The 20,095-nt window shown below is 57.6% G+C and carries 21 protein-coding genes, 2 tRNA genes and 1 pseudogene; 23 read left to right on the top strand and 1 reads right to left on the bottom strand.

Annotated features, from left to right (window positions below):
• Positions 1–17: 17 nt before the first annotated feature.
• The 6 genes from DW806_RS03270 (at position 18) to yfcE (ending at position 4,161) form a co-directional block, all read left to right on the top strand.
• Entirely contained in the window at positions 18–1,304 is a 1,287-nt protein-coding gene (locus DW806_RS03270; RefSeq protein ID WP_118729086.1) for an amidohydrolase, read from the top strand.
• 12 nt (positions 1,305–1,316) lie between these two features.
• The gene (locus tag DW806_RS03265) at positions 1,317–2,135 is read left to right on the top strand and encodes a purine-nucleoside phosphorylase (protein ID WP_118729085.1); all 819 of its coding nucleotides are present in this window, start codon (positions 1,317–1,319) and stop codon (positions 2,133–2,135) included.
• 87 nt (positions 2,136–2,222) lie between these two features.
• Positions 2,223–2,299, top strand: a tRNA-Pro gene (locus DW806_RS03260).
• 26 nt (positions 2,300–2,325) lie between these two features.
• Positions 2,326–2,402 (top strand) — tRNA-Pro (locus DW806_RS03255).
• Positions 2,403–2,497: 95 nt separating this feature from the next.
• Entirely contained in the window at positions 2,498–3,607 is a 1,110-nt protein-coding gene (gene mnmA / locus DW806_RS03250; protein ID WP_243022618.1) for a tRNA 2-thiouridine(34) synthase MnmA, read from the top strand.
• Positions 3,608–3,615: 8 nt separating this feature from the next.
• A complete protein-coding gene (yfcE, locus tag DW806_RS03245; protein ID WP_118729084.1) occupies positions 3,616–4,161 on the top strand; it encodes a phosphodiesterase in 546 nt (181 codons plus the stop codon).
• 101 nt (positions 4,162–4,262) lie between these two features.
• On the opposite strand, the gene DW806_RS03240 is transcribed toward yfcE, so the two are convergent.
• The gene (locus DW806_RS03240) at positions 4,263–5,330 is read right to left on the bottom strand and encodes a branched-chain amino acid aminotransferase (protein ID WP_118729083.1); all 1,068 of its coding nucleotides are present in this window, start codon (positions 5,328–5,330) and stop codon (positions 4,263–4,265) included.
• 146 nt (positions 5,331–5,476) lie between these two features.
• Here DW806_RS03240 and DW806_RS03235 point away from each other — a divergent pair, with 146 nt between their 5' ends.
• The 17 genes and pseudogenes from DW806_RS03235 (at position 5,477) to ptsP (ending at position 20,066) form a co-directional block, all read left to right on the top strand.
• A complete protein-coding gene (locus DW806_RS03235) occupies positions 5,477–6,673 on the top strand; it encodes a polysaccharide deacetylase family protein (protein WP_118729082.1) in 1,197 nt (398 codons plus the stop codon).
• A 12-nt stretch (positions 6,674–6,685) separates the two neighbouring features.
• The gene (locus DW806_RS03230; protein ID WP_118729081.1) at positions 6,686–7,102 is read left to right on the top strand and encodes a hypothetical protein; all 417 of its coding nucleotides are present in this window, start codon (positions 6,686–6,688) and stop codon (positions 7,100–7,102) included.
• Positions 7,090–7,767, top strand: a pseudogene (locus DW806_RS03225) (DNA/RNA non-specific endonuclease); the annotation flags it as partial. The gene DW806_RS03230 and the pseudogene DW806_RS03225, both read left to right, overlap by 13 nt.
• A gap of 437 nt (positions 7,768–8,204) precedes the next feature.
• Positions 8,205–9,149 carry a sugar ABC transporter substrate-binding protein gene (locus DW806_RS03220; protein WP_243022617.1) on the top strand — a complete coding sequence of 315 codons (945 nt, stop codon included), beginning with the start codon at positions 8,205–8,207 and terminating at the stop codon, positions 9,147–9,149.
• Positions 9,150–9,159: 10 nt separating this feature from the next.
• Entirely contained in the window at positions 9,160–10,452 is a 1,293-nt protein-coding gene (locus tag DW806_RS15610; protein WP_243022616.1) for a sensor histidine kinase, read from the top strand.
• Positions 10,445–11,122 (top strand): response regulator transcription factor, encoded by a 678-nt coding sequence (locus DW806_RS03210; protein ID WP_118729078.1) that lies wholly within the window; start codon positions 10,445–10,447, stop codon positions 11,120–11,122. Before DW806_RS15610 ends, DW806_RS03210 begins: the two co-directional genes overlap by 8 nt.
• Positions 11,119–12,423, top strand: coding sequence for an extracellular solute-binding protein (locus tag DW806_RS03205; RefSeq protein ID WP_118729077.1), 1,305 nt, complete (start codon positions 11,119–11,121; stop codon positions 12,421–12,423). Before DW806_RS03210 ends, DW806_RS03205 begins: the two co-directional genes overlap by 4 nt.
• Positions 12,424–12,629: 206 nt before the next feature.
• Positions 12,630–13,055, top strand: coding sequence for a PTS sugar transporter subunit IIA (locus DW806_RS03200; RefSeq protein ID WP_118729076.1), 426 nt, complete (start codon positions 12,630–12,632; stop codon positions 13,053–13,055).
• Between the two features lie 38 nt (positions 13,056–13,093).
• On the top strand, positions 13,094–13,588 hold the full coding sequence (locus DW806_RS03195; RefSeq protein WP_117489526.1) for a PTS system mannose/fructose/N-acetylgalactosamine-transporter subunit IIB: 495 nt from the start codon (positions 13,094–13,096) through the stop codon (positions 13,586–13,588).
• A gap of 40 nt (positions 13,589–13,628) precedes the next feature.
• Positions 13,629–14,483, top strand: a complete 855-nt coding sequence (locus DW806_RS03190) for a PTS mannose/fructose/sorbose/N-acetylgalactosamine transporter subunit IIC (protein ID WP_117489527.1) — start codon at positions 13,629–13,631, stop codon at positions 14,481–14,483.
• A gap of 2 nt (positions 14,484–14,485) precedes the next feature.
• A complete protein-coding gene (locus DW806_RS03185; RefSeq protein ID WP_117489529.1) occupies positions 14,486–15,307 on the top strand; it encodes a PTS system mannose/fructose/sorbose family transporter subunit IID in 822 nt (273 codons plus the stop codon).
• 92 nt (positions 15,308–15,399) lie between these two features.
• On the top strand, positions 15,400–15,672 hold the full coding sequence (locus DW806_RS03180; protein ID WP_117751252.1) for a hypothetical protein: 273 nt from the start codon (positions 15,400–15,402) through the stop codon (positions 15,670–15,672).
• Between the two features lie 13 nt (positions 15,673–15,685).
• A complete protein-coding gene (locus DW806_RS03175; RefSeq protein WP_158578272.1) occupies positions 15,686–17,305 on the top strand; it encodes a Cof-type HAD-IIB family hydrolase in 1,620 nt (539 codons plus the stop codon).
• A 19-nt stretch (positions 17,306–17,324) separates the two neighbouring features.
• Positions 17,325–17,492, top strand: a complete 168-nt coding sequence (locus DW806_RS03170) for a helix-turn-helix domain-containing protein (protein WP_118729074.1) — start codon at positions 17,325–17,327, stop codon at positions 17,490–17,492.
• Positions 17,493–17,512: 20 nt separating this feature from the next.
• Positions 17,513–18,160, top strand: a complete 648-nt coding sequence (locus tag DW806_RS03165; protein ID WP_118729073.1) for a hypothetical protein — start codon at positions 17,513–17,515, stop codon at positions 18,158–18,160.
• Complete coding sequence (locus tag DW806_RS03160; protein ID WP_118729072.1) at positions 18,147–18,404, top strand: HPr family phosphocarrier protein; 258 nt, start codon at positions 18,147–18,149, stop codon at positions 18,402–18,404. Before DW806_RS03165 ends, DW806_RS03160 begins: the two co-directional genes overlap by 14 nt.
• 12 nt (positions 18,405–18,416) lie before the next feature.
• Positions 18,417–20,066: a phosphoenolpyruvate--protein phosphotransferase gene (ptsP, locus tag DW806_RS03155; RefSeq protein WP_118729071.1), complete on the top strand. Its 1,650-nt coding sequence runs from the start codon at positions 18,417–18,419 to the stop codon at positions 20,064–20,066.
• The last annotated feature ends 29 nt before the right edge of the window (positions 20,067–20,095 follow it).

The following is a 20,095-nucleotide window of genomic DNA, read 5'->3' as shown; positions in this document are numbered from 1 at the left end:
GAGAAAAGGAGAATACCATGCTTTTTTGCAACATTGATCTGTTGGATGAGAATTTTGCGCTCAAACGCGGGCAGTACGTCGGCGTGAAGGACGGCAAGATCGCCTATATCGGTGACACCGAGCCGCAGGAGGACTACGGCGAACGCTACGATGGCAGACACCGTCTGCTGATGAGCGGCTTCTACAATGTCCACAGCCACGCGCCGATGACGCTGCTGCGCGGCTACGCGGAAAATCTGCCGCTGCAGCGCTGGCTGGGTGAGAAGGTATTTCCGTTTGAGGACAAGATCGACGACGAGGCGGCGTACTACGGCACGCAGCTTTCCATCGCGGAAATGCTGGCGAGCGGTACGGTTTCATTCTCGGATATGTATTTCTTCTTTGACGGCATGATGCCCGCGATACGCGAGAGCGGCATCAAGTGCAACCTCAGCCGCGGTCTGACCGTATTTGACGACAGCGACTACGAGAGCCTTGCCGCCTACAAGGACAATCTGCGCCTGCTGAACGAGTGGAACGGCGAGCTGGACGGCCGTCTGATCGGTGATCTGTGTATCCACGGCGAGTATACCTCGACACCCAAGGTGGTCGAGGCGGTAGCCGCTCACGCGAAGGACGCGGGTGCGCGTATCCACATCCACCTGTCCGAGACGCAGACCGAGCACGAGGAGTGCAAGCAGCGTCATGGCCTGACGCCGGCAGCGTACATGGAGGCGCACGGCATTTTCGATTCCCCGACCACGGCGGCGCACTGTGTCTGGCTGGAGGACAAGGATTTCGATATTCTCAAGAAGCACAATGTTTCAGTCGCCTGCTGTCCGGCGAGTAATCTCAAGCTGGCATCCGGCTACGCGAACATTCCGAAAATGCTGGAGAAGGGCATCAATATCGCGCTCGGCACGGACGGCGCAGCCTCCAACAACAACTTGAATATTCTGCAGGATATTTACCTGTTCGGTGTGGTTTACAAGGGTTTCTATCACGATTCTACGCTGCTGACGCCTGCACAGGTGCTGCACACGGCAACGCGCGCCGGTGCGCTTTCGCAGGGACGCACGGACTGCGGCAAGCTGGCGGTTGGATATAAGGCTGACCTGTGCGTCATCGACACCGATACGCCGCAGTTTACGCCGATGACCGATGCTGCCTGCAACGTGGTCTATGCGGCTCAGGGTGCGGACGTTCGCCTGACCATGGTGGACGGCGAGGTGCTGTACCGCGATGGTGAATTCAAGACCATCGACATTGAAAAGGTAAAGGCGGAAACGCAGAAGCGCACGGACGCTATCCTGCACCGGCTGTAAGGAGGGAGACCTATGCTGACAAAAGCAAATGTAGCGGAATCTGCAGCATATCTTAAAGAAAAGCTGCCGTTTGTGCCCGAAATCGCACTGGTGCTCGGCTCGGGCATCGGCCCGCTGGCTGATGAGGTGGAGAACCCGACGTATGTGCCGTACGGCGAGATTCCGCACTTCAAGGTATCCACCGCGCCTGACCACGCAGGACGCATGGTATGCGGCACGCTGGCCGGACGCCGTGTTATCTGCATGCAGGGCCGTCTGCACGGCTACGAGGGCTACGCGCCGGACGAGGTGGCGTATCCGGTTTATGTGATGAAGGCGCTGGGCGTGAAGGCGCTTGTCGTGACGAATGCGTCCGGCGGCATCAATACCGGCTATCATGCGGGTGATTTTATGCTGATCACTGACCACATCAACATGACAGGCAAAAGTCCGCTGACCGGCAAAAATGATCCCGAACTCGGTACTCGTTTTCCGGATATGACGTTCGCCTACAGCCATGAGCTCGGTGAAAAAGCCCTGCAGGCCGCTGCGGACTGCGGTCTTAAGCTGCATCAGGGTGTATACTGCGGCGTAAACGGCCCGCAGTTTGAGACACCGGCGGAGATCCGCATGTTCCGCACGCTCGGTGCGGATGCGGTCGGCATGTCCACCGTGTTCGAGGTCATTGCAGCCGCGCACTGCGGTCTGCCGCTCGTCGGTATTGCCATGATCACCAATATGGCGGCGGGCGTGCTTATGCAGCCGCTCTCGGGCGCTGAGGTCAACGAGACTGCCGAGCGCCGCGGCGCAGAGCTGCGCCGTCTGGTGGCAAAGCTGCTCGAGAAAATTTAAGGAAAATTTCAAAAAAAGTGTTGACAGAAAGCGATTTCTGCGATATACTAATAAAGCTGTCACGGAAAAGCGTTGGCAGCTTGATTTCGAGGTGTGGCTCAGCTTGGTAGAGCGCTTCGTTCGGGACGAAGAGGCCGCAGGTTCAAATCCTGTCACCTCGACCACTTTTTTAAATCAAATAACAACATTTCGAGGTGTGGCTCAGCTTGGTAGAGCGCTTCGTTCGGGACGAAGAGGCCGCAGGTTCAAATCCTGTCACCTCGACCACAAAAACTCTGAAAACCACATGGTTTTCGGAGTTTTTTGCTATCTGATGAAAATTATACTTACCACTTAATATATCGAAAGAGAGGACGGCATTGATGCAGAACGCAGAACAGAAGACCGCACTCATAGCGATGAGCGGCGGCGTAGACAGCTCGATCGCGGCTTACCTGATGCGGCAGGCGGACTTCCGCTGCATGGGCACGACCATGCGGCTGTACCGCAACGAGGATCTCGGTGCATGTAATTTCCGCACCTGCTGTTCGGAAAAGGATATCGAGGACGCAAGTGAGGTTGCATTTCAGCTGGATATTCCGTATGAGGTACTGGATTTTACACTGGATTTTCAGGAGAAGATCATCGGCAAGTTTGTCCGCACCTATGAGGCAGGCGGCACGCCCAATCCCTGCATTGACTGCAACCGCTTTATGAAGTTCGACAAGCTGCTGGATTTTGCCGAGCAGCACGGCCTGTATTACGTTGTCACCGGTCACTACGCCCGCATTGAGCAGGACGAACAGACCGGACGCTGGCTGCTCAAAAAGGGCGTGGACGCGGGCAAGGACCAGAGCTATGTGCTGTACACAATGACGCAGCGGCAGCTGGCGCACACCAAATTTCCTCTGGGCGACCGCAATAAGCCGGAGATCCGCGAGCTGGCGGAGCAGCTCAGCTTCTGCAACGCACGCAAGCACGACAGCCAGGATATTTGCTTTGTGCCGGACGGCGATTACGTCAAGTTCATGGAGCAGTACACGGGCAAGCACTATCCGGCAGGCGATTTCCTCGATTTGGACGGCAAGCCGGTGGGAAAGCACAAGGGTGCTGTCCGCTATACCGTCGGTCAGAGACGCGGCCTCGGTCTTGCGATGGGTGAGCCGGTGTACGTCTGCGGCAAGGATATGGAGAAGAACACGGTTTCGGTCGGACCGAAGGCGGCGCTGTTCTCGGACACTGTGATCGTAGATGACATGAACTGGATTTCGATTCCGGAACTGACCGAGCCAATCCACATCAAGGCGAAGATTCGCTACCGCCATCCGGAGCAGCCGGTGACGGTTTCGCCAATGGGGGACGGCCGCGTCAAGCTGGTGTTTGATGAGCCGCAGAGAGCCGCAGCAATTGGTCAGGCGGCGGTGCTGTACGACGGCGATGTAGTTGTAGGCGGCGGCACCATCGTGGATGTGCCAAAGCAGGCGGGCAGGTGAGGCGCGGCATGAAATTTCTCATTGCATCCGATATTCACGGCTCGGCATACTACTGTGAACAGCTGCTGCAGGCATTCGAGCGCGAGCAGGCTGCGCGTCTGCTGCTACTCGGCGATATTCTTTACCACGGTCCGAGAAACGATCTGCCGCGCGATTACGCGCCAAAGAAGGTGATTGCCATGCTGAACGGCATGGCGGATACAATCCTATGTGTGCGCGGCAACTGCGACACCGAGGTGGACCAGATGGTGCTCGCGTTCCCAATCCTCGCGGACTATGCCGTCCTGTCGGCAGGGGAGCGGCTGGTGTATGTCACGCACGGACATCAATTCAACACGAAAACACCGCCTCCGCTGTGTCAGGGCGATGTGCTGCTGCACGGACATACGCATATTCCGGCATGGGAGCCGTTTGGCAGGGAAAACCTGTATCTGAACCCGGGTTCAGTGTCCATCCCGAAAAATGATACCGCACATGGCTATATGACACTCGAAAACGGCGTTTTTACGTGGAAAACGCTGAGCGGCGAACCATATCACACGCTTGCATTGTAAAAAAAGAGGCTGACAGTTCACAGCTGTCAGCCTCTTTTTTTATTGAATGTCGGTTTGCTTGCAAACCGCGTCCGCTAAAAGGCTTTGCCTTTTAATCGAAATTAGTCTACCTTCACGGTCCAGCCCAGCTCATCCGGCAGCTTGCCCCACTGGATGCCGGTCAGGGTGTTGTACAGCTTGTGGGTAACTTCGCCGATCTCACCGTTGTTGATGTGAGCAACATCGCCCTCGTAACGCAGCTCGCCAACCGGAGAGATAACTGCAGCGGTACCGGTGCCAAATACCTCTTCCAGCTTGCCGTCGTGGGAAGCCTTCATAACGTCAGCGATCGGCAGGCGCTCCTCGGATACCGGAATGCCCCAGTGCTTGAGCAGCTCGATGCAGCTCATACGGGTAACGCCCGGCAGAACGGTGCCAACAGTCGGAGCGGTGTAAACGGTGCCGTCGATCTTGAAGAAGCAGTTCATGGAGCCGACTTCCTCAACGTACTTGTGCTCAACGCCGTCCAGCCACAGGGTCTGCTCGTAGCCCAGCTCGTGTGCCTTTACCTGAGAGATCAGGGATGCAGCGTAGTTGCCGCCGCACTTGGTGAAGCCGGTGCCGCCCGGGCAGGCACGGGTGTACTCATCCTCGACGAAGATCTTAACCGGATTGATGCCGGTGGAGTAGTATGCGCCGACCGGAGAGCATACGATGATGAACTTGTGAGTGCGGGAGGTACGAACGCCCAGATGCGGCTCGGTAGCGATTACAAACGGACGGATGTACAGGCTGGTGCCCTCAGCGTGCGGAACCCAGTCCTGATCGAAGGAAACAATGGCCTTGACAGCCTGAACAAAATCCTCTACCGGCAGGCTCGGCAGGCACATACGATGGTTGGTGTTGATCATGCGCTGTGCATTCTTGTCCGGGCGGAACAGCTGAATGGAGCCGTCCGGGGTGCGGTAAGCCTTCAGACCCTCAAAGGACTCCATTGCGTAATGGAAAACCATCGCTGCCGGATCAAGCTCAAGCGGCTGATACGGTACGATGCGGGCATCGTGCCAGCCCTGTTCCTCATCGTGGTCAATGATCAGCATGTGATCGGTATAATGAACACCAAAGCCGAGGCTGCTTTCGTCCGGCTTTGCCTTAGGGGTAGTGGTGCGCTGTGTTGTGATCTGCAGCATGGTTGATTCACTCTTTCTTTATAAGAATTTGTACTCTTTTATTATAGCACTCGATTCTCACAACGCAAGGTGTTTTTCGGCAGAAAGGGTGACAAACCCGCTGTGCTTTGGTATAATATGTTCGTACGAATTGCTGAAAGGAGTGAGTGCGTATCAAAAAAATCATCAGCTGTGTGCTGTGTGCCGCGCTGCTGCTGACGTTTCTGCCTGCACCGGCGCATGCGGTGACGCTGACAGCGGTAAACGACTCCATCCTGCCGCTCGACGAGAGCACCATGCCCGCGCGTCTCGGCGGCGAAACCTATGTGCCGTACAGTGTGTTTACCACGCTCGGTGTGTCTGCCTCGGAGAATGACGGCGTGCTCGATCTTTCCGCAAACGACGAAACGCTCAGCTTTTCGACTGCGGAAGGCTATGTGTACGATCAGAATCTGAACAGTTATTCCACACCCGCGTATGAGATGAACGGAACGGTTTATGTACCGGTCAAGCTGTGTTGTGCGAAGTTTGGCTTTACCTATTCTTCACTGACCCTGCAGGGGGAAAATGTGCTGCGTGTCGCGGACGGCTCGGCACAGAGCGATTCGGCGTTTATTGCGGCGCATACCAAGGTGATTGAGAACACGATCGACAACTACAAGGGCAGCACTTCCGGGTCGGACCGCAGCAATAACACGAATACCAATCCCGCACCGGCAAAGCCGGTGGACAACGATACCATCGAAATACCGAAGGTAGAGGAAAAGCCGGCGAAGAAGCCGGTCCGCGTGTATCTTGCCTATTACGGCGCGCCGAACGAAAACACGGCGGCTGTTCTGGACAATCTGCATGACGCAGGCAGGCAGGCGGCGTTCTTCCTGCCGACGGATACCTCCGAATGGGATGATGATCTGGTTCGCCGAATCGCAGCGGAAGGACATACGGTAGCCTTTCTGCTGCAGGCGGACAGCAAAACCACAGGAGCAGACATGCTGGCCGACCTTGCCGCTGCGAACGAGCGCCTGACACTGCTGACCGGTGTTGCAGCCCGCATAGCCGCCAACCAGAGCGGCAGCGACGCACTCACCGAAGCACAGCGCAGCGTGCTCATCGGCGCAGGCTACCGCCTGTGGGATGCCGGTCTGGACAGCGGCGATGCCGAGAAAAATGCGGCGGAAGCGTATACGCAGACCGTACAGTATTTCGCCTCCACGTCCGGCGTGGTAGTCGTGCGGCTGCATCACAGCAAGGCAACCCCGAGACTGACCGAAGCACTGTGCTCGTATATCGGACGGCAGGGTATTTCGGCGGGACGCATTACATACAGCGTTACGCCGGTCAACAGTGCATCCGATACCCGATGAAGGGAGGACTCTATGAAGCTGATCTTATGTGTGGATGATAAAGGCGGCCTGGCCTTTAACCATCGCCGCCAGAGCCGCGATCGTGTGCTGAATGAGCACATTCTTATGCACTGCGGTATGCACAGGCTGTGGATAAGTCCGTACACCGCAAAGCTGTTCGGAGCGGATACGGCAGTACGGCTTTGCATCGCTGAGGATTGCCTCGAGCGGGCGGCAGAGGACGATTACTGCTTCGCTGAGGTGCACGATCCTGCACCCTACTTAAACAGGGTGCAGCAGGTGATAGTATATCACTGGAATCGTGTCTATCCCGCCGACCGGTATTTCACCCTGCCGGAAACCGGATGGACGAAGCAAAGCGAGACCGAATTTGCCGGTTCCTCGCATGAGAAAATAACAGAGGAAGTATTTGTTAAATGCGAAAATTGACCCGCGCGTTTGCGCCGATTGTATTCGTGCTCAGCCTGCTGCTTTCCGGCTGTGCACTGCCCATGCCGTCGAGCAGTATGGTTTCGATGGACGATCTGCCCGCCTACTCGGATTCTGCTTATGTCGAGATCGACGGCAACCAGCCATTCTTCACCGACGCAGACAAACAGGAGACCGGATCGTTTGAGGAATATTCGGATTTGGATTATCTCGGACGGTGCGGCACGGCATACGCCAATGTCGGACAGGATCTGATGCCCGCAGATGGAGAAAAACGCGGTTCGATCGGTCAGGTCAAGCCAACCGGATGGCATACCGTCAAGTATGACTGTGTGGACGGCAAATACCTGTATAACCGCTGTCACCTGATCGGCTGGCAGCTTACCGCCGAGAATGCCAACAAGCAGAATCTGATCACCGGCACGCGATACCTCAATATTGAGGGGATGCTGCCGTTTGAGAATATGGTCGCTGACTATGTGAAGGAAACCGGCAACCATGTGCTCTATCGGGTCACGCCGGTGTTTGAGGGCAGCAATCTTGTTGCCTCGGGCGTGCAGATGGAGGCGTGGTCGGTCGAGGACGACGGCGAAGGCATTTGCTTCAACGTGTACTGCTATAACGTCCAGCCGGGCGTGGAAATTGATTATGCCACCGGCGAAAGTCAGGCAGCGTAAAGAAAAACAGCAAGTTCAGTCGGACTTGCTGTTTTTTCTTTCATTGAGAATGGAGAATTGAAAATTGAGAATTTCGGTAACGCGCAAAGCGCGTTTATTCAATAACCGGCCTTCGGGCGGTTTCCTTCATTCTCCATCCGCAATTTGTTAAATTTGCTTGCGGATATGCTCCAGTGCGCCCTTCTCCAATCGGGATACCTGCGCCTGTGAGATGTGTATCTCGTCAAACGAAAGGATGTGATTTTCAGGATGATTTCTGCGCTTATCGTACGGTAAAAGTGCGGATTTGTCAAGATGGACAGGGACAATCAAGTGATTGACCAATAGAGAAGAAAAGCCGCAAGAAACCCATCACATCCGTCTTTTTCACCGGAAAAATTTATGCTATAATGGTATCAACTACTAAGGGGAAAGGCGGGATACCGTTGCGCACAAGACCAATCCTTGCGGCAGCGGCGCTGCTGCTGGCGGCCGGACTTGCCGCCGTGACGTATCAGGCCGTATCGCAGACGGACGAGCCGCTCCGCATTGGCACGACGTACATGACGATGAACAACCCGTTTTACAGCGTCATTGACGAGGAACTGCGGTTGGTGATCGAAAGCCGCGGCGATATTCTGCTGACGCGTGATCCGGCGCTCGATCAGGAGCGGCAGAACGAGGAGATACGCGATCTGCTGCACGAAAATATCGACCTGCTGGTGCTCAATCCGGTGGACTACCGCGAGATCGAGCCAGCACTGCGGGAGGCACAGAAGGCGGGCGTACCGGTCGTGGTTATCGACTCGCAGGTCGGCAACCCGGATTTGGTAGCGTGCACGATTGCGTCCGACAACTACGGTGCGGGTGTGCTCTGCGCGGAGCACCTGATGAACACGCGTGATTCCGCGAAGGTCGTGCTGCTTGAGCACGCATCTACCAAGTCCGGCCGAGACCGTATCCAGGGCTTTTGCGATACGCTGGCATCCGACGCCAACTATCAAATCATCGGTCGCGCGGACAGCGCCGGTCAGCTTGAAGTCGCCATGCCGGAGATGGACAAGCTGCTTGAACAGGGCATTGTGCCGGACGCCGTGATGTCACTTAACGACCCGAGCGCACTCGGCGCGATGGCGGCTCTGCAGGAGCATGGCATGCTGCAGGATACGGCGGTTTACGGCGTGGATGGTGCTCCCGAAGCGAAAAGCATGATCAGCGAGGGTGCTATGACGGCGACAGCGGCCCAGTCCCCCATTCGGCTGGGGCAGATTACCGCGCAGACGGTCTACGCCATCTTAAACGGTGAGGACTACGAAAAGGAAATCACGGTTCCGGTAGCACTGGTGACCAGGGACAACGTAAACAGCTACGACATGGACGGCTGGCAGTAGGGGGGACGGTATGGCACAGAGTTTGCAGTTTTTTCGCCGGATTATGCTGCTGCTGAATATCACCGTGTGCGTATTCCTCGCATGGGTGTTCGGCATGACGCCGGTGCTGGCGGCGCGGCAGTCGGACGGTGTGGCGTTCACGCAGAATTTAAGCGCGCTGCCGGCCAAGCCGTGGACGCTGACCGTAGCGATTCTCAGCATGGCGGCGCTCATTGTGGTTGGTGTACTGCGCAGACGCAGCTATCATTTCGTCGGCTGGACCGAGCCGTTATTCGCGCTGTGCGTGATTTTTGCGCTGCATCTGGACTACAACGGCCTGCTGCTGTATGTGGTTGTGGATTTGATCGACGGCCTGCACGGCAGAACGCGCCGCCGGTTTCTCGGCGTCATGACGGCGCTGTTCCTGCTGACCGGTTTGGGTGCCTTGCAGGGAGCGCTGCACACGGTTCCGTTTTCGGAATATCTGCTGTATTTTGATATGCACACGCGGCAGCTTTTGCAGAGCACGGTGGATTTGCTGGGCGCACTGCACCTTATCCTGTTCGTGGTGTACATGGTGGTGCTCATCGGGCAGAGGACCGAGGAAAATTCGGCAATACGCCGTCTCAACGGCGAACTGGAACAGGCGAACGATCGGCTTTCGGTTATGAACGAGCAGCTCAAGGCCTACGCCGCCGAGAGCGAACGCATGGCGGAAACGCGCGAGCGCAACCGCCTTGCGCGGGAGATTCACGACACGCTCGGCCACGCACTGACCGGCATTACCGCCGGTGCAGACGCATGTCTGCAAATGCTTGAAATCTCGCCGGAGATGGCGAAAAAGCAGATGGAACGCATCGCGTCCACCGCGCGCGAGGGCATGAACGAGGTTCGGCGTTCGGTGCGGGCACTGCGGCCGGATGCGCTCGAGCGCATGCAATTAACAGACGCGATAGCGAAGCTGTGCAGCGAAATGCAGACGACCTCGCAGGCGGAGATCACGCTCGATTTGCAGGCCGAGGATCTGCGGCTGTCGCCGGACGAGGAGGACGCGGTGTACCGCATCGTGCAGGAGAGCATCACGAATGCTATCCGGCACGGACACGCAACCGCGGTGCGTGTCCGCATTGTAGCGGAGGAGCGCCGGCTCGGCATTACGGTAACGGACAACGGCTGCGGCTGCACGAAAATTGAGCCGGGATTTGGTCTGCGGCACATGCGCGAGCGGCTTAAGCTGTTAAATGGCACATTAAAGGTAAAGAGCGAAAAAGGATTTGAACTGCACGCGGAAATTCCGCTGCGATGGGGTGATGTATATGATTAAAGTGCTGCTGGCAGACGATCAGGAGCTGATTCGGGAAAGTCTGGGCTTTGTTCTGGGAGCGCAGGGCGATATTACGGTAGTCGGCATGGCGAAGAACGGCCGCGAGGCTATCGAACTGGTGCGGAGCGAAAAGCCGGATGTCGTGCTGATGGACATCCGCATGCCCGAGGTGGACGGCGTGGAGTGCACGCGCCTTATCAAGTCGGCATACCCGAATATCAAGGTCATCGTGCTGACGACGTTCGACGATGACGAGTATGTGTTCAACGCGCTGCGGTTCGGCGCGTCTGGCTATCTGCTCAAGGGCGTATCTGTCGCGGATTTGACCAATGCGGTGCGCGAGGTCGTGCGCGGCGGCTCCATTATCGCGCCGGACGTGGCAAGCAAAGCCTTGCAGATGTTCGCGCGGATGGCCAAGGGCAACCTCACCATCGGTGTGGACGAAAAGCAGACTGAGGATTTGCAGGATAACGAATGGCGCATCATCCGTGAGGTCGGTGCCGGACTGTCTAACAAGGAAATCGCGGCCGCGCTCTGCCTGTCCGAAGGCACGGTGCGCAACTATCTGAGCAGCATTCTCAGCAAGCTGGATCTGCGCGACCGCACGCAGCTTGCCATCTGGGCGGTGCAGACCGGCGTAGCAGGCCGTCCGTTTGGAGGTCCGCAATGAAGGGGCTGACGAAGCGTCTGACAGCGATCATCGTGCTGACAGCGGTGTGCCTGACGATGGTCGCTTACAGCCGCACACGTCCAGTCGAACTGCGACTCGGCTTTATGGCGGGCAGCTACTGGGATGCGCCAAACGGCAACTGCTACGCTGTCATCGACGCGGCGATCGAGCGGTTCGAGCGGGAGCACCCGAATGTACACGTCACCTACACAAGCGGCATCCTCAAACGGGATTACTCGGAATGGCTTATCGACCAGTACCTGCTCGGCAGTGAGCCGGATGTGTTCCTCGTGCTGCCGGAGGATTTCGGTGAGCTGTGCGAACTCGGTGCACTCGCGCCGCTGGACGGCTATCTTGCGCAGGACGAGGCGGTGTCCGACACGGATTTTTATCCGGCGGCGCTGCAGAGCGGCGCGGAGAACGGCGTGCAGTACGCGCTGCCGTATGAGTGCGTACCGACGCTGATGTGTGTCAACAAGACGCTGCTCGAAAGCGAAGGCATTGCTGTGCCGTCCGGTGACTGGACGTGGGAGAATTTTTACAACATCTGCGCCAAGGTTACGCGCGACACGGACGGTGACGGCGAAACCGATCAGTTTGGCTGCTACGGCTACACCTGGCAGGATGCGCTGACCGCGAACGGTGCATCGCTGTTCACCGAGGACGGCAGCAGCTGCTTGATTTCCGAACCGAAGGCGGTGCAGGCGGTGGCGTTTGCACAACGGCTCGGCAAGCTCACGGCAGAGACCACGCCTTCTGCGCGGGACTTCGATGAGGGAAAAGTAGCGTTCCGACCGTTCCTGTTCTCGGATTACCGGACCTATCAGCCGTATCCGTGGCGCATCAAGCGGTACTCGGATTTCTTGTGGGACTGCATTCCCATGCCGCATGGTCCGGCAGGCGGCAACAGCTCGGAGCTGAGCACCGTGCTCGCAGGTATCAGCAGCCGCTCGGCGCATACAACGCTTGCGTGGCAGTTTCTGCGCGAGCTGACCGCCAATGCGGATAATCAGTCTATGCTGTTTACGGATTCGCACAGCGTGTCCGCGCTGCGGAGCGTGACCGACTCGGACGAAACCCGCCGGATTCTCCGGCAGGACACGCCCGGCGAAAGCCAGTCCGGCGTGGAAATGCTGTCGGATGTCATGGAGCAGGCGGTTGCCGCGCCGCGCTTCCGCAATTACGATCAGGCACTGCTGTTCACCGAAGGATTGGTGCAGAATGCGATGGAGGACGAGCATAATCTGTCACTCCAGCTTCAAAGAGTCCAGCATCAGGTGCAGGAATATTTACAGGAATAAGCAGCGAAAAACGCAGGCGTTCAGCGCTCTGTTTGTGTGATATGCACAGACAGGGCGCTTTTTCTTTGCGTATTTTGATAATCGGCATGACATTTGTCATAGAAAAACAGGACGATTATCACAAGCGAGTCATGACAAAATGCAGATTTCATACAGGATAAAATCCGGTATACTATGCTCAACAAACAGGAAAGAGGGAACGGAAAATGAGATACCTGATTTTAGTCAGCCACGGCACCTTTGCACCGGGTTTGCACAACGCGCTCGGCATGATGGCAGGCAGCGACCGCGAGGACATCCGCTCGACCAGCCTGCTCGACGGCATGGACGTTGACACCTTCCGCGCAAACTTCACAGAGCTGGTGGGGGACATCACCGCCGAGGACGAGATCATCCTCACCGCGGACATCATCGGCGGCTCGCCGCTGACCACCGCACTCGATGTGCTCACCGAAAAGGGTCTGCTGGGCAAAACGCTTGCCATCGGCGGCATGAACCTGCCGCTCGTGCTGACCGCCGCATTTGCGGATGCGGATACGCCGCTCGAGGAGCTGGAACAGGAGCTGACCGGCGAGGCCAAGGACCAGATCAAGCGGTTTGACCTCGGCGGCGATGAAGACGACGATATTTAATAAAAATAGTAAAGAGCAGTATTAAGGAGGAAAAAGTTATGTCAATCTCTTTCATTCGTGTTGACGACCGTATGATCCACGGTCAGACCTGCACGCGCTGGGCGCTCGAGTATCCGTGCGACGGCCTCATTGCCGTAAACGACAAGGCGGCTACCACGCCGGTGCTCAAGGCTGCGTACAAGAACGCCAGCGACAAAAAGACCTTCGTGTGGACGCTCGACGAGTGGCGCGCAAAGTGCGGCAAGGTGCTTGCCAGCAAGGATCGCTACTTCCTCATCACCAAGGACCCGATCACGATGAAGAGCATCCTCGTGGACGACGGCTTTGATCCCGGTGAGGTAAAGACGGTTATCATCGGACCGTGCAACGACCGCCCGGGCGCGACCAAGCTGGGCAACAATCAGGCGATCACCCAGCCGGAGGCGGACGCACTCGAGGCCATTATGCAGAAGGGCTACGAAGTAGAGTTCGCGCTCATCAAGGAGGCTGCCATCGGCAACTGGAAGAAGTTCCGCGGTCAGTTCGGCTACTAAATTCTATTTCACAAAATAAAAAAGAAAAGAGGGAGAACTTATGCAAGTTCAAGTTTGGCAGGCTGCATTGTTCGGATTGCTCGCATGTCTGGCATCCATGCCCGGTCTGGGCGGTACGGTGCTCGGCAACTACACGCTGGGCCGTCCGCTGGTAGCGGGTCTGATCGTCGGCCTCATCATGGGCGACGTGCAGACGGGCATTTATCTCGGCGCGGCCATTCAGGTCGTATACATCGCGCTCGTAACGCCGGGCGGCACGGTTTCCGCTGACGTTCGCGCGATCTCTTACATCGGCATTCCGCTTTCCATGGTTGCCGTGCATTCCATGGGTCTCAATCCCGCATCCGCTGAGGGACAGGCAATGGCGGTAACGCTCGGTTCGGCTGTCGGCACCATCGGCACCGTGCTGTTTTACGGAACAGCTACCGTAAACCTCGTTTGGCAGCATATGGGCTGGCGCGCACTCGAAAAGGGCGATCTGCGCAAGCTGTATGTGGTCGATATGGGTCTCCCGTGGATTTCTCACATCCTGTGCTCGTTTATTCCGACGTTTATCATCACCAAGGTCGGCACCAGCATGGTAGATCTGATGAAGGCCTACCTGCCGATGGACGGCGTTGCAATGAAAACACTGTTCACCGTCGGCTCGCTGCTTCCGGCAGTCGGTATCGCCATCCTGCTCAAGCAGGTTGCGACCAAGCCGGTTGATATTCTGGTATTCGTATTCGGCTTCACGCTGGCCGCTTGCATGGGCCTCAACCTGATTGCGGCATCTATCGTCGGCGGTTTCTTTGCGGTCATCAACTACCGCATCAAGATCCTTGCTTTGCAGAAAGCCGCTCCCGCAGCTGCAGCCTCTGCAGCAGAGTTTGACGACGATGAGGAGGAGATTTGATCATGGCAGAAAAGAAACTTTCCAAGAAAGCGCTGAACAAATCGTTCCGCAACTGGTTTTACGGCCATCTGACCTGCTTCTCGCAGGAGCATATGCAGACGTTCGGCTACCTGTGCGCCATGCTGCCGCTGGTAGAGGAGCTGTACGACACCAAGGAGGAGCAGACCGAAGCCCTCAAGACTTATTCCGCATTCTTCAACACCGAGCCGCAGCTGGGCACCGTCATCGTCGGCATGACCGCCGGTCTGGAAGAAGCCAAGGCCAACGGCGAGGACATCGACGGTGAGATGATCAACGGCATTCGCGCCGGTCTGATGGGACCGGTGGCCGGTATCGGTGACAGCCTGCTGGTTGGCACGCTGATTCCGATTCTGCTGGGCGTTGCGCTCGGCTTATCCTCTGGCGGCTCGCCGCTCGGCGCGATCTTTTACATCATCGCGTACAATGTCATTCTGACGCTCGGCATGCGCCTGCTGTATTTCAAGGGCTATGAGCTCGGCGGCAAGGCGGTTGAAATGATCGTCGGTGAAAAGGCGAACGCCATCCGCGAGAGCATCATCATGCTCGGCACGGTCGTTATCGGCGCGGTTGCCGCAAGCTGGATTTCGATCACAACGCCGCTTGTCCTGCCCGGTGACATTTCTCTCCAAAAGGATGTGCTGGATACCATATTCCCCAAGATGCTGCCGCTGGCTACCGTTATGCTCTGTTACTGGCTGATGAGTAAGAAGAAAATGGCACCGACGACCGTTATGCTCGTGCTGGTCGGCATTGCGCTGGTCGGCGTGCTGGTTGGATTCTTTGATCCGCAGCTTGCATACTAAAATCGTTTCACTCAGACTATATCACACTTTCACCCCTCTGGCCGCTGAACGAAATCGTTCAGCGGCCGCCGTACAGGAAAGGAGTTTTCTCAATGAACAAGACCGCATTACTGCACGAGGCCAAACAGCAGCAGCAGGCCCTTCGGCAGCTTTCCCTCTGGAAGCGAATCGCTATGCTGCTCTCCTCCTGCGCGGCGGTGCTGGCATGGTGGGGCATCGCGGGCAGCGGATTGCGCTTTGCGGGCGGCGTATGCGGCGTGATTATTGCGCTGGTGTGCGCGGTCTGCGCGGCTGTGATCGGACTGGGCATCCGCAACGGAAACCGCAATGTCGCCAACATTTTGTCGGCGGCAGAGCAGGCATAAAGGAAGAAATGCAATGAATCAACAACAATATCGGTTGCTGTGCATGGATATTGACGGCACGCTTCTGAATTCGGCGCACAAGCTGCCGCTCGCCAACCGCGAGGCTGTGCAGTTTGCGGCGAAGAACGGCGTGACCATCTGCCTGATGAGCGCACGACCGCCGCGGGCGGTGTTCCCGATTCGGGATGCGCTCGGCGTGGATGGACCGCTGGTGTGCTGCGGCGGAGGACTTATTCTCTCGGGCGAAAACCGGCTGGCGGACAGCCGCCTGACCCGTGCATGTGCGCAGGCTGTCCGGCAGGAAACGCAGGCGAGAGGTATCCACTTGAGCGTTTACCGCGACCTCGACTGGCTCATTGCCGCCGAGGACGAGTGGAGCCGCGCCGAGGCGCAGATAACCGGCGTACAGCCGACCGTCGCGCCGTTGGAGACGCTGTTTGCAGACTGGGGCGACGCAGGCGCGCACAAACTGCTCTGCATAGGCGAGAAATCGCAGATTGACGAAATGATTCCGGTACTGGAGGCAAAGCACCTGCCGATGACGCTCGTGCGCTCCAAGGACGAATATCTTGAAGTCGTACCGGCAGGCGCGGGCAAGGACACGGCCATGCATGTGCTGTGCGATTCGCTGCACATCTCGCCCAATGAGGTGATGGCACTCGGCGATCACGACATTGACGCGCCGCTGCTCCGCGCTGCCGGACTGGGCATTGCAGTGGGCAACGCTTCTCCGATTGCACGGGCAGCCGCCGACGAAGTGACCGCTTCGTGCGACGAGGACGGCGTGGCGTGCGCCATTTATCGCCATATCGGAGGAGGTGCAGGCATGAAATACCGTTTACTCGCGCTCGACCTTGACGGCACACTGCTGAACTCCCGCAAGGAGGTAACGCCTGAGGTCAAACAGGCGCTCGAGTGGGTCAAGGAACGCGGCGTACACGTTGTGCTCTCGACCGGACGCATTGTCGGCGAAGCGGCGGAGTTCGCCCGTGAGCTGCCCTGCGAGGATTTGATGGTCACGGCGGGCGGCACGGCGATTGCCACTGCATCGGATGAGCGCATTCTGCAAAGCTGGGACATGCCGTGCGAAATCGGCGCAAAGGTGGTTGAGGCGGTGCAGAGCCGGCCGGTGCGCGTGATGATCTACGTCGGCAGCAAAATCTATATCAACGAATATTCCAACCGCGATTTTGTCGCAAATTACCGCGTAGAGGGCTTTCATGCGAATAAAATCGTCGTGGAGGACATCGCCGGTGAGATTCGGAAAAACCATCTGAACGTCACCAAGGTGTACGCACTAGGTGAACGCGAGGTGCTCGAACAGGCGCTTGTGGAGATTCGGCCGCTGCCGGGTCTAACGATCACAAGCTCAGGCTCGGACAACTTTGAGATTCTGCCTGCCGGTGCGGACAAGGGACGCGCGCTCACCCGCCTAGGCGAGATGCTCGGCATCACGCCGGACGAAATGGTCGCCATCGGTGACAGCGACAACGATGCGGAAATGCTCCGTGCAGTCGGGATGCCGGTGGCGATGGGCAACGCGGATGCAGCGCTCAAGGATCTGGCAAAATACATCACCGCAGACTGCGACCATGACGGCGTAGCACAGGCGGTCTATCACCTATTCCAATAACACAAGAGGAGGAAGAGACATGCCGTTTATGACCATTCCGGAAGCTGCGGTTTTATGGCACATTTCCGCCGCCGAACTGCGGCAGCTTTGCGAAAACCATGCGATTCTCGGCGCGATACGCGTGCATCAGCGCTGGTTTATCCCGGAGGACGCGGCCTGTCCTTCCGAAATCCTTCCCGTATCCTGAACCTTGTCGGAGGTCTTTCCATGGCACAAACCGATCTGCAAATCCACAGCAGCCTGACTGCAGGCGGGGAGCTTTCACCGCGTGCACTGGCCGAACGCTGCTGTGAGGAACGGCTGACGCTGGCGGCTTTGACCGACCGGCGGGCGGTCAGCGGTGTGCCGGAATGTATCTGGCGCGGCGCACAGCTCGGTGTGCGCATTTTGCCCGGCATTGAACTCGACTGCCGCTGGCGGGAACAGGATTTTCTCACGCTCGGCATCGGCATTGACATCACCTGTCCGGCGCTGCTCGAGATTGAGCGGACGCGGAACGATTCGGTGCAGTCATTTGCAGCCGAGCAGGCGATTCACACGATTCACGAAGCAGGCGGACTGGCCGTGCTCGTGCCGCCGAATGAGATGGACGACACCTTTCCGGTGGCGGCATTCGACGGCATTGCAGCATACGTCAGTCACAGCCAAGCAGATACCGCGCGGTATCACACACTGGCACGCAGACACGGTTTGATCGTCACCGGCGGCAGCGGATTTCTCAGCGAGAACAAGCCGCCGTATCGACCGGGTGCAGTGGACTTTTATGGACACGAACCGCAGGTTGCAGCGACATTTCTCGCCGCAATCCACCATTTGAATGAAGAAAAAAGGAGTTTTCATCATGACAGCATTTGAGTACACCATTACGGATTCCATTGGCATTCATGCACGTCCGGCAAGCCTGCTGGCGAAGGAGGCCGCGAAGTTCAAGAGCAAGGTTTTCCTGCATTTCGGCGATAAAAAAGCGGATGCACGCCGTCTGATCGCCATCATGGGCATGGGCATCAAGCACGGCAACACCGTTCGCGTGGAAGTGGAAGGCGAGGACGAAGCGGAAGCGGCAGCGCAGATTGAGGTATTTTTCAAGGCGAACCTGTAAGGAGTGAGCGAGATGGAGCAGATTTTCGGCAAAGGCGTATCCAAAGGCGTAGCGGCAGGCCCGATCAGCTTTTACCGCAGAGCAAGCGGCGTCATTCCGCGCCATGAGGTGAGCGACACTGCGGCAGAGCTGGAGCGATTCCGCGCAGCGCGGGAGACGGCGAAGGAGCAGCTCGCAAAGCTGTATGACAAGGCACTTGCTGAGGCCGGTGAGGACGCGGCAATGTTGTTCGAGGCGCACCAGATGATGCTGGACGATCTGGATTTCGTGGAGAGCATCGAGGGTATGATTGAGAACGACCGTGTAAACGCCGAGGCCGCCGTCAGCGACACCGGTGTACAGTTCGCGGAAATGTTTGCTGCGATGGATGACAGCTACATGCAGGCGCGTGCAGCGGATATCCGCGATATTTCCGCGCGGGTGATCGGTATTCTGACCGGCGAGGGTGAAAGCGGCATCGTGTCCGATGTGCCGTGCATCGTGGCGGCAGATGATCTTGCGCCGAGCGAGACCGTGCAGCTGGATAAGGCTCTTATTCTGGGATTCATCACGGCAGGCGGCTCGGCGAACTCACACACGGCGATTCTGGCCCGCACGATGGGCATTCCGGCCATTATCGGTGCAGGAGATGCGCTGCAGCCGGAAATGGAGGGCAAGTACGCCATCATTGACGGCCAGACCGGCGAGGCGGTTATCGAGCCGGATGATGCCGAGCGTGAGCGTCTGCTCAAAAAGCAGGCCAAGGAGAAGGCGCTGAAAGAACTGCTCGATCAACTCAAGGGCAAGCCGAATGTGACCAAGGACGGCCGGAATGTGATGGTCTACTGCAATATTGGCTCCCCGGCAGATATTGATGCGGTTCTGCAGAATGACGGCGGCGGCATCGGCCTGTTCCGCTCGGAATTTCTGTACCTGCAGGGCAGCGACTATCCGACCGAGGACGAGCAGTTCAAGGCTTATAAGACGGTCGCGGAGCGCATGGGCGGCAGGCGCGTTATCATCCGCACGCTGGACATCGGCGCGGACAAGCAGGCGGACTATTTCCACCTCGATAAAGAAGAAAACCCTGCCATGGGTCTGCGTGCCATCCGCATCTGTCTGACCCGTCCGGAGGTGTTCCGCACACAGCTGCGGGCGTTGTACCGCGCATCGGCGTACGGCAAAATCGCTATCATGTTCCCGATGATCACCTCGGTCTGGGAGGTGCAGGAGATCAAGCGTATCTGCCGCAACATCCGTGCGGAACTCGCGGAAGAAGGTGTACCGATGGCGGACAAGGTCGAGCTCGGCATTATGATCGAGACACCGGCCGCCGTCATGATGAGCGCAGAGCTGGCGCGTGAGGTGGACTTTTTCTCGGTCGGCACGAACGATCTGACGCAGTACACGCTGGCGGTTGACCGGCAGGGTGTGGGTCTCGACCGTTTTTTTGACGCGCACCATCCGGCGGTGCTGCGTATGCTCCGCATGGCAGCCGAGAACGCGCACAAGGCCGGAATCTGGATCGGCATTTGTGGCGAACTCGGCGCAGACGCGGAACTGATCGAAACCTTCCTGTCGATGGGTATCGACGAGCTTTCGGTTTCGCCGTCGGCGGTGCTGCCGCTGCGGTCGGCGATTCGCTCGATTGATACGACAACACTGGCTCCGCTGGAATTGTAAAAAAGGATAAAAGCAGTGATGCGCTTCAT

Origin of the sequence: Butyricicoccus sp. AM32-19 (genome assembly GCF_003480365.1) — a bacterium.
Taxonomy (GTDB): domain Bacteria; phylum Bacillota; class Clostridia; order Oscillospirales; family Butyricicoccaceae; genus Agathobaculum; species Agathobaculum butyriciproducens.
This window is presented reverse-complemented; position numbering and strand designations above follow the sequence as displayed.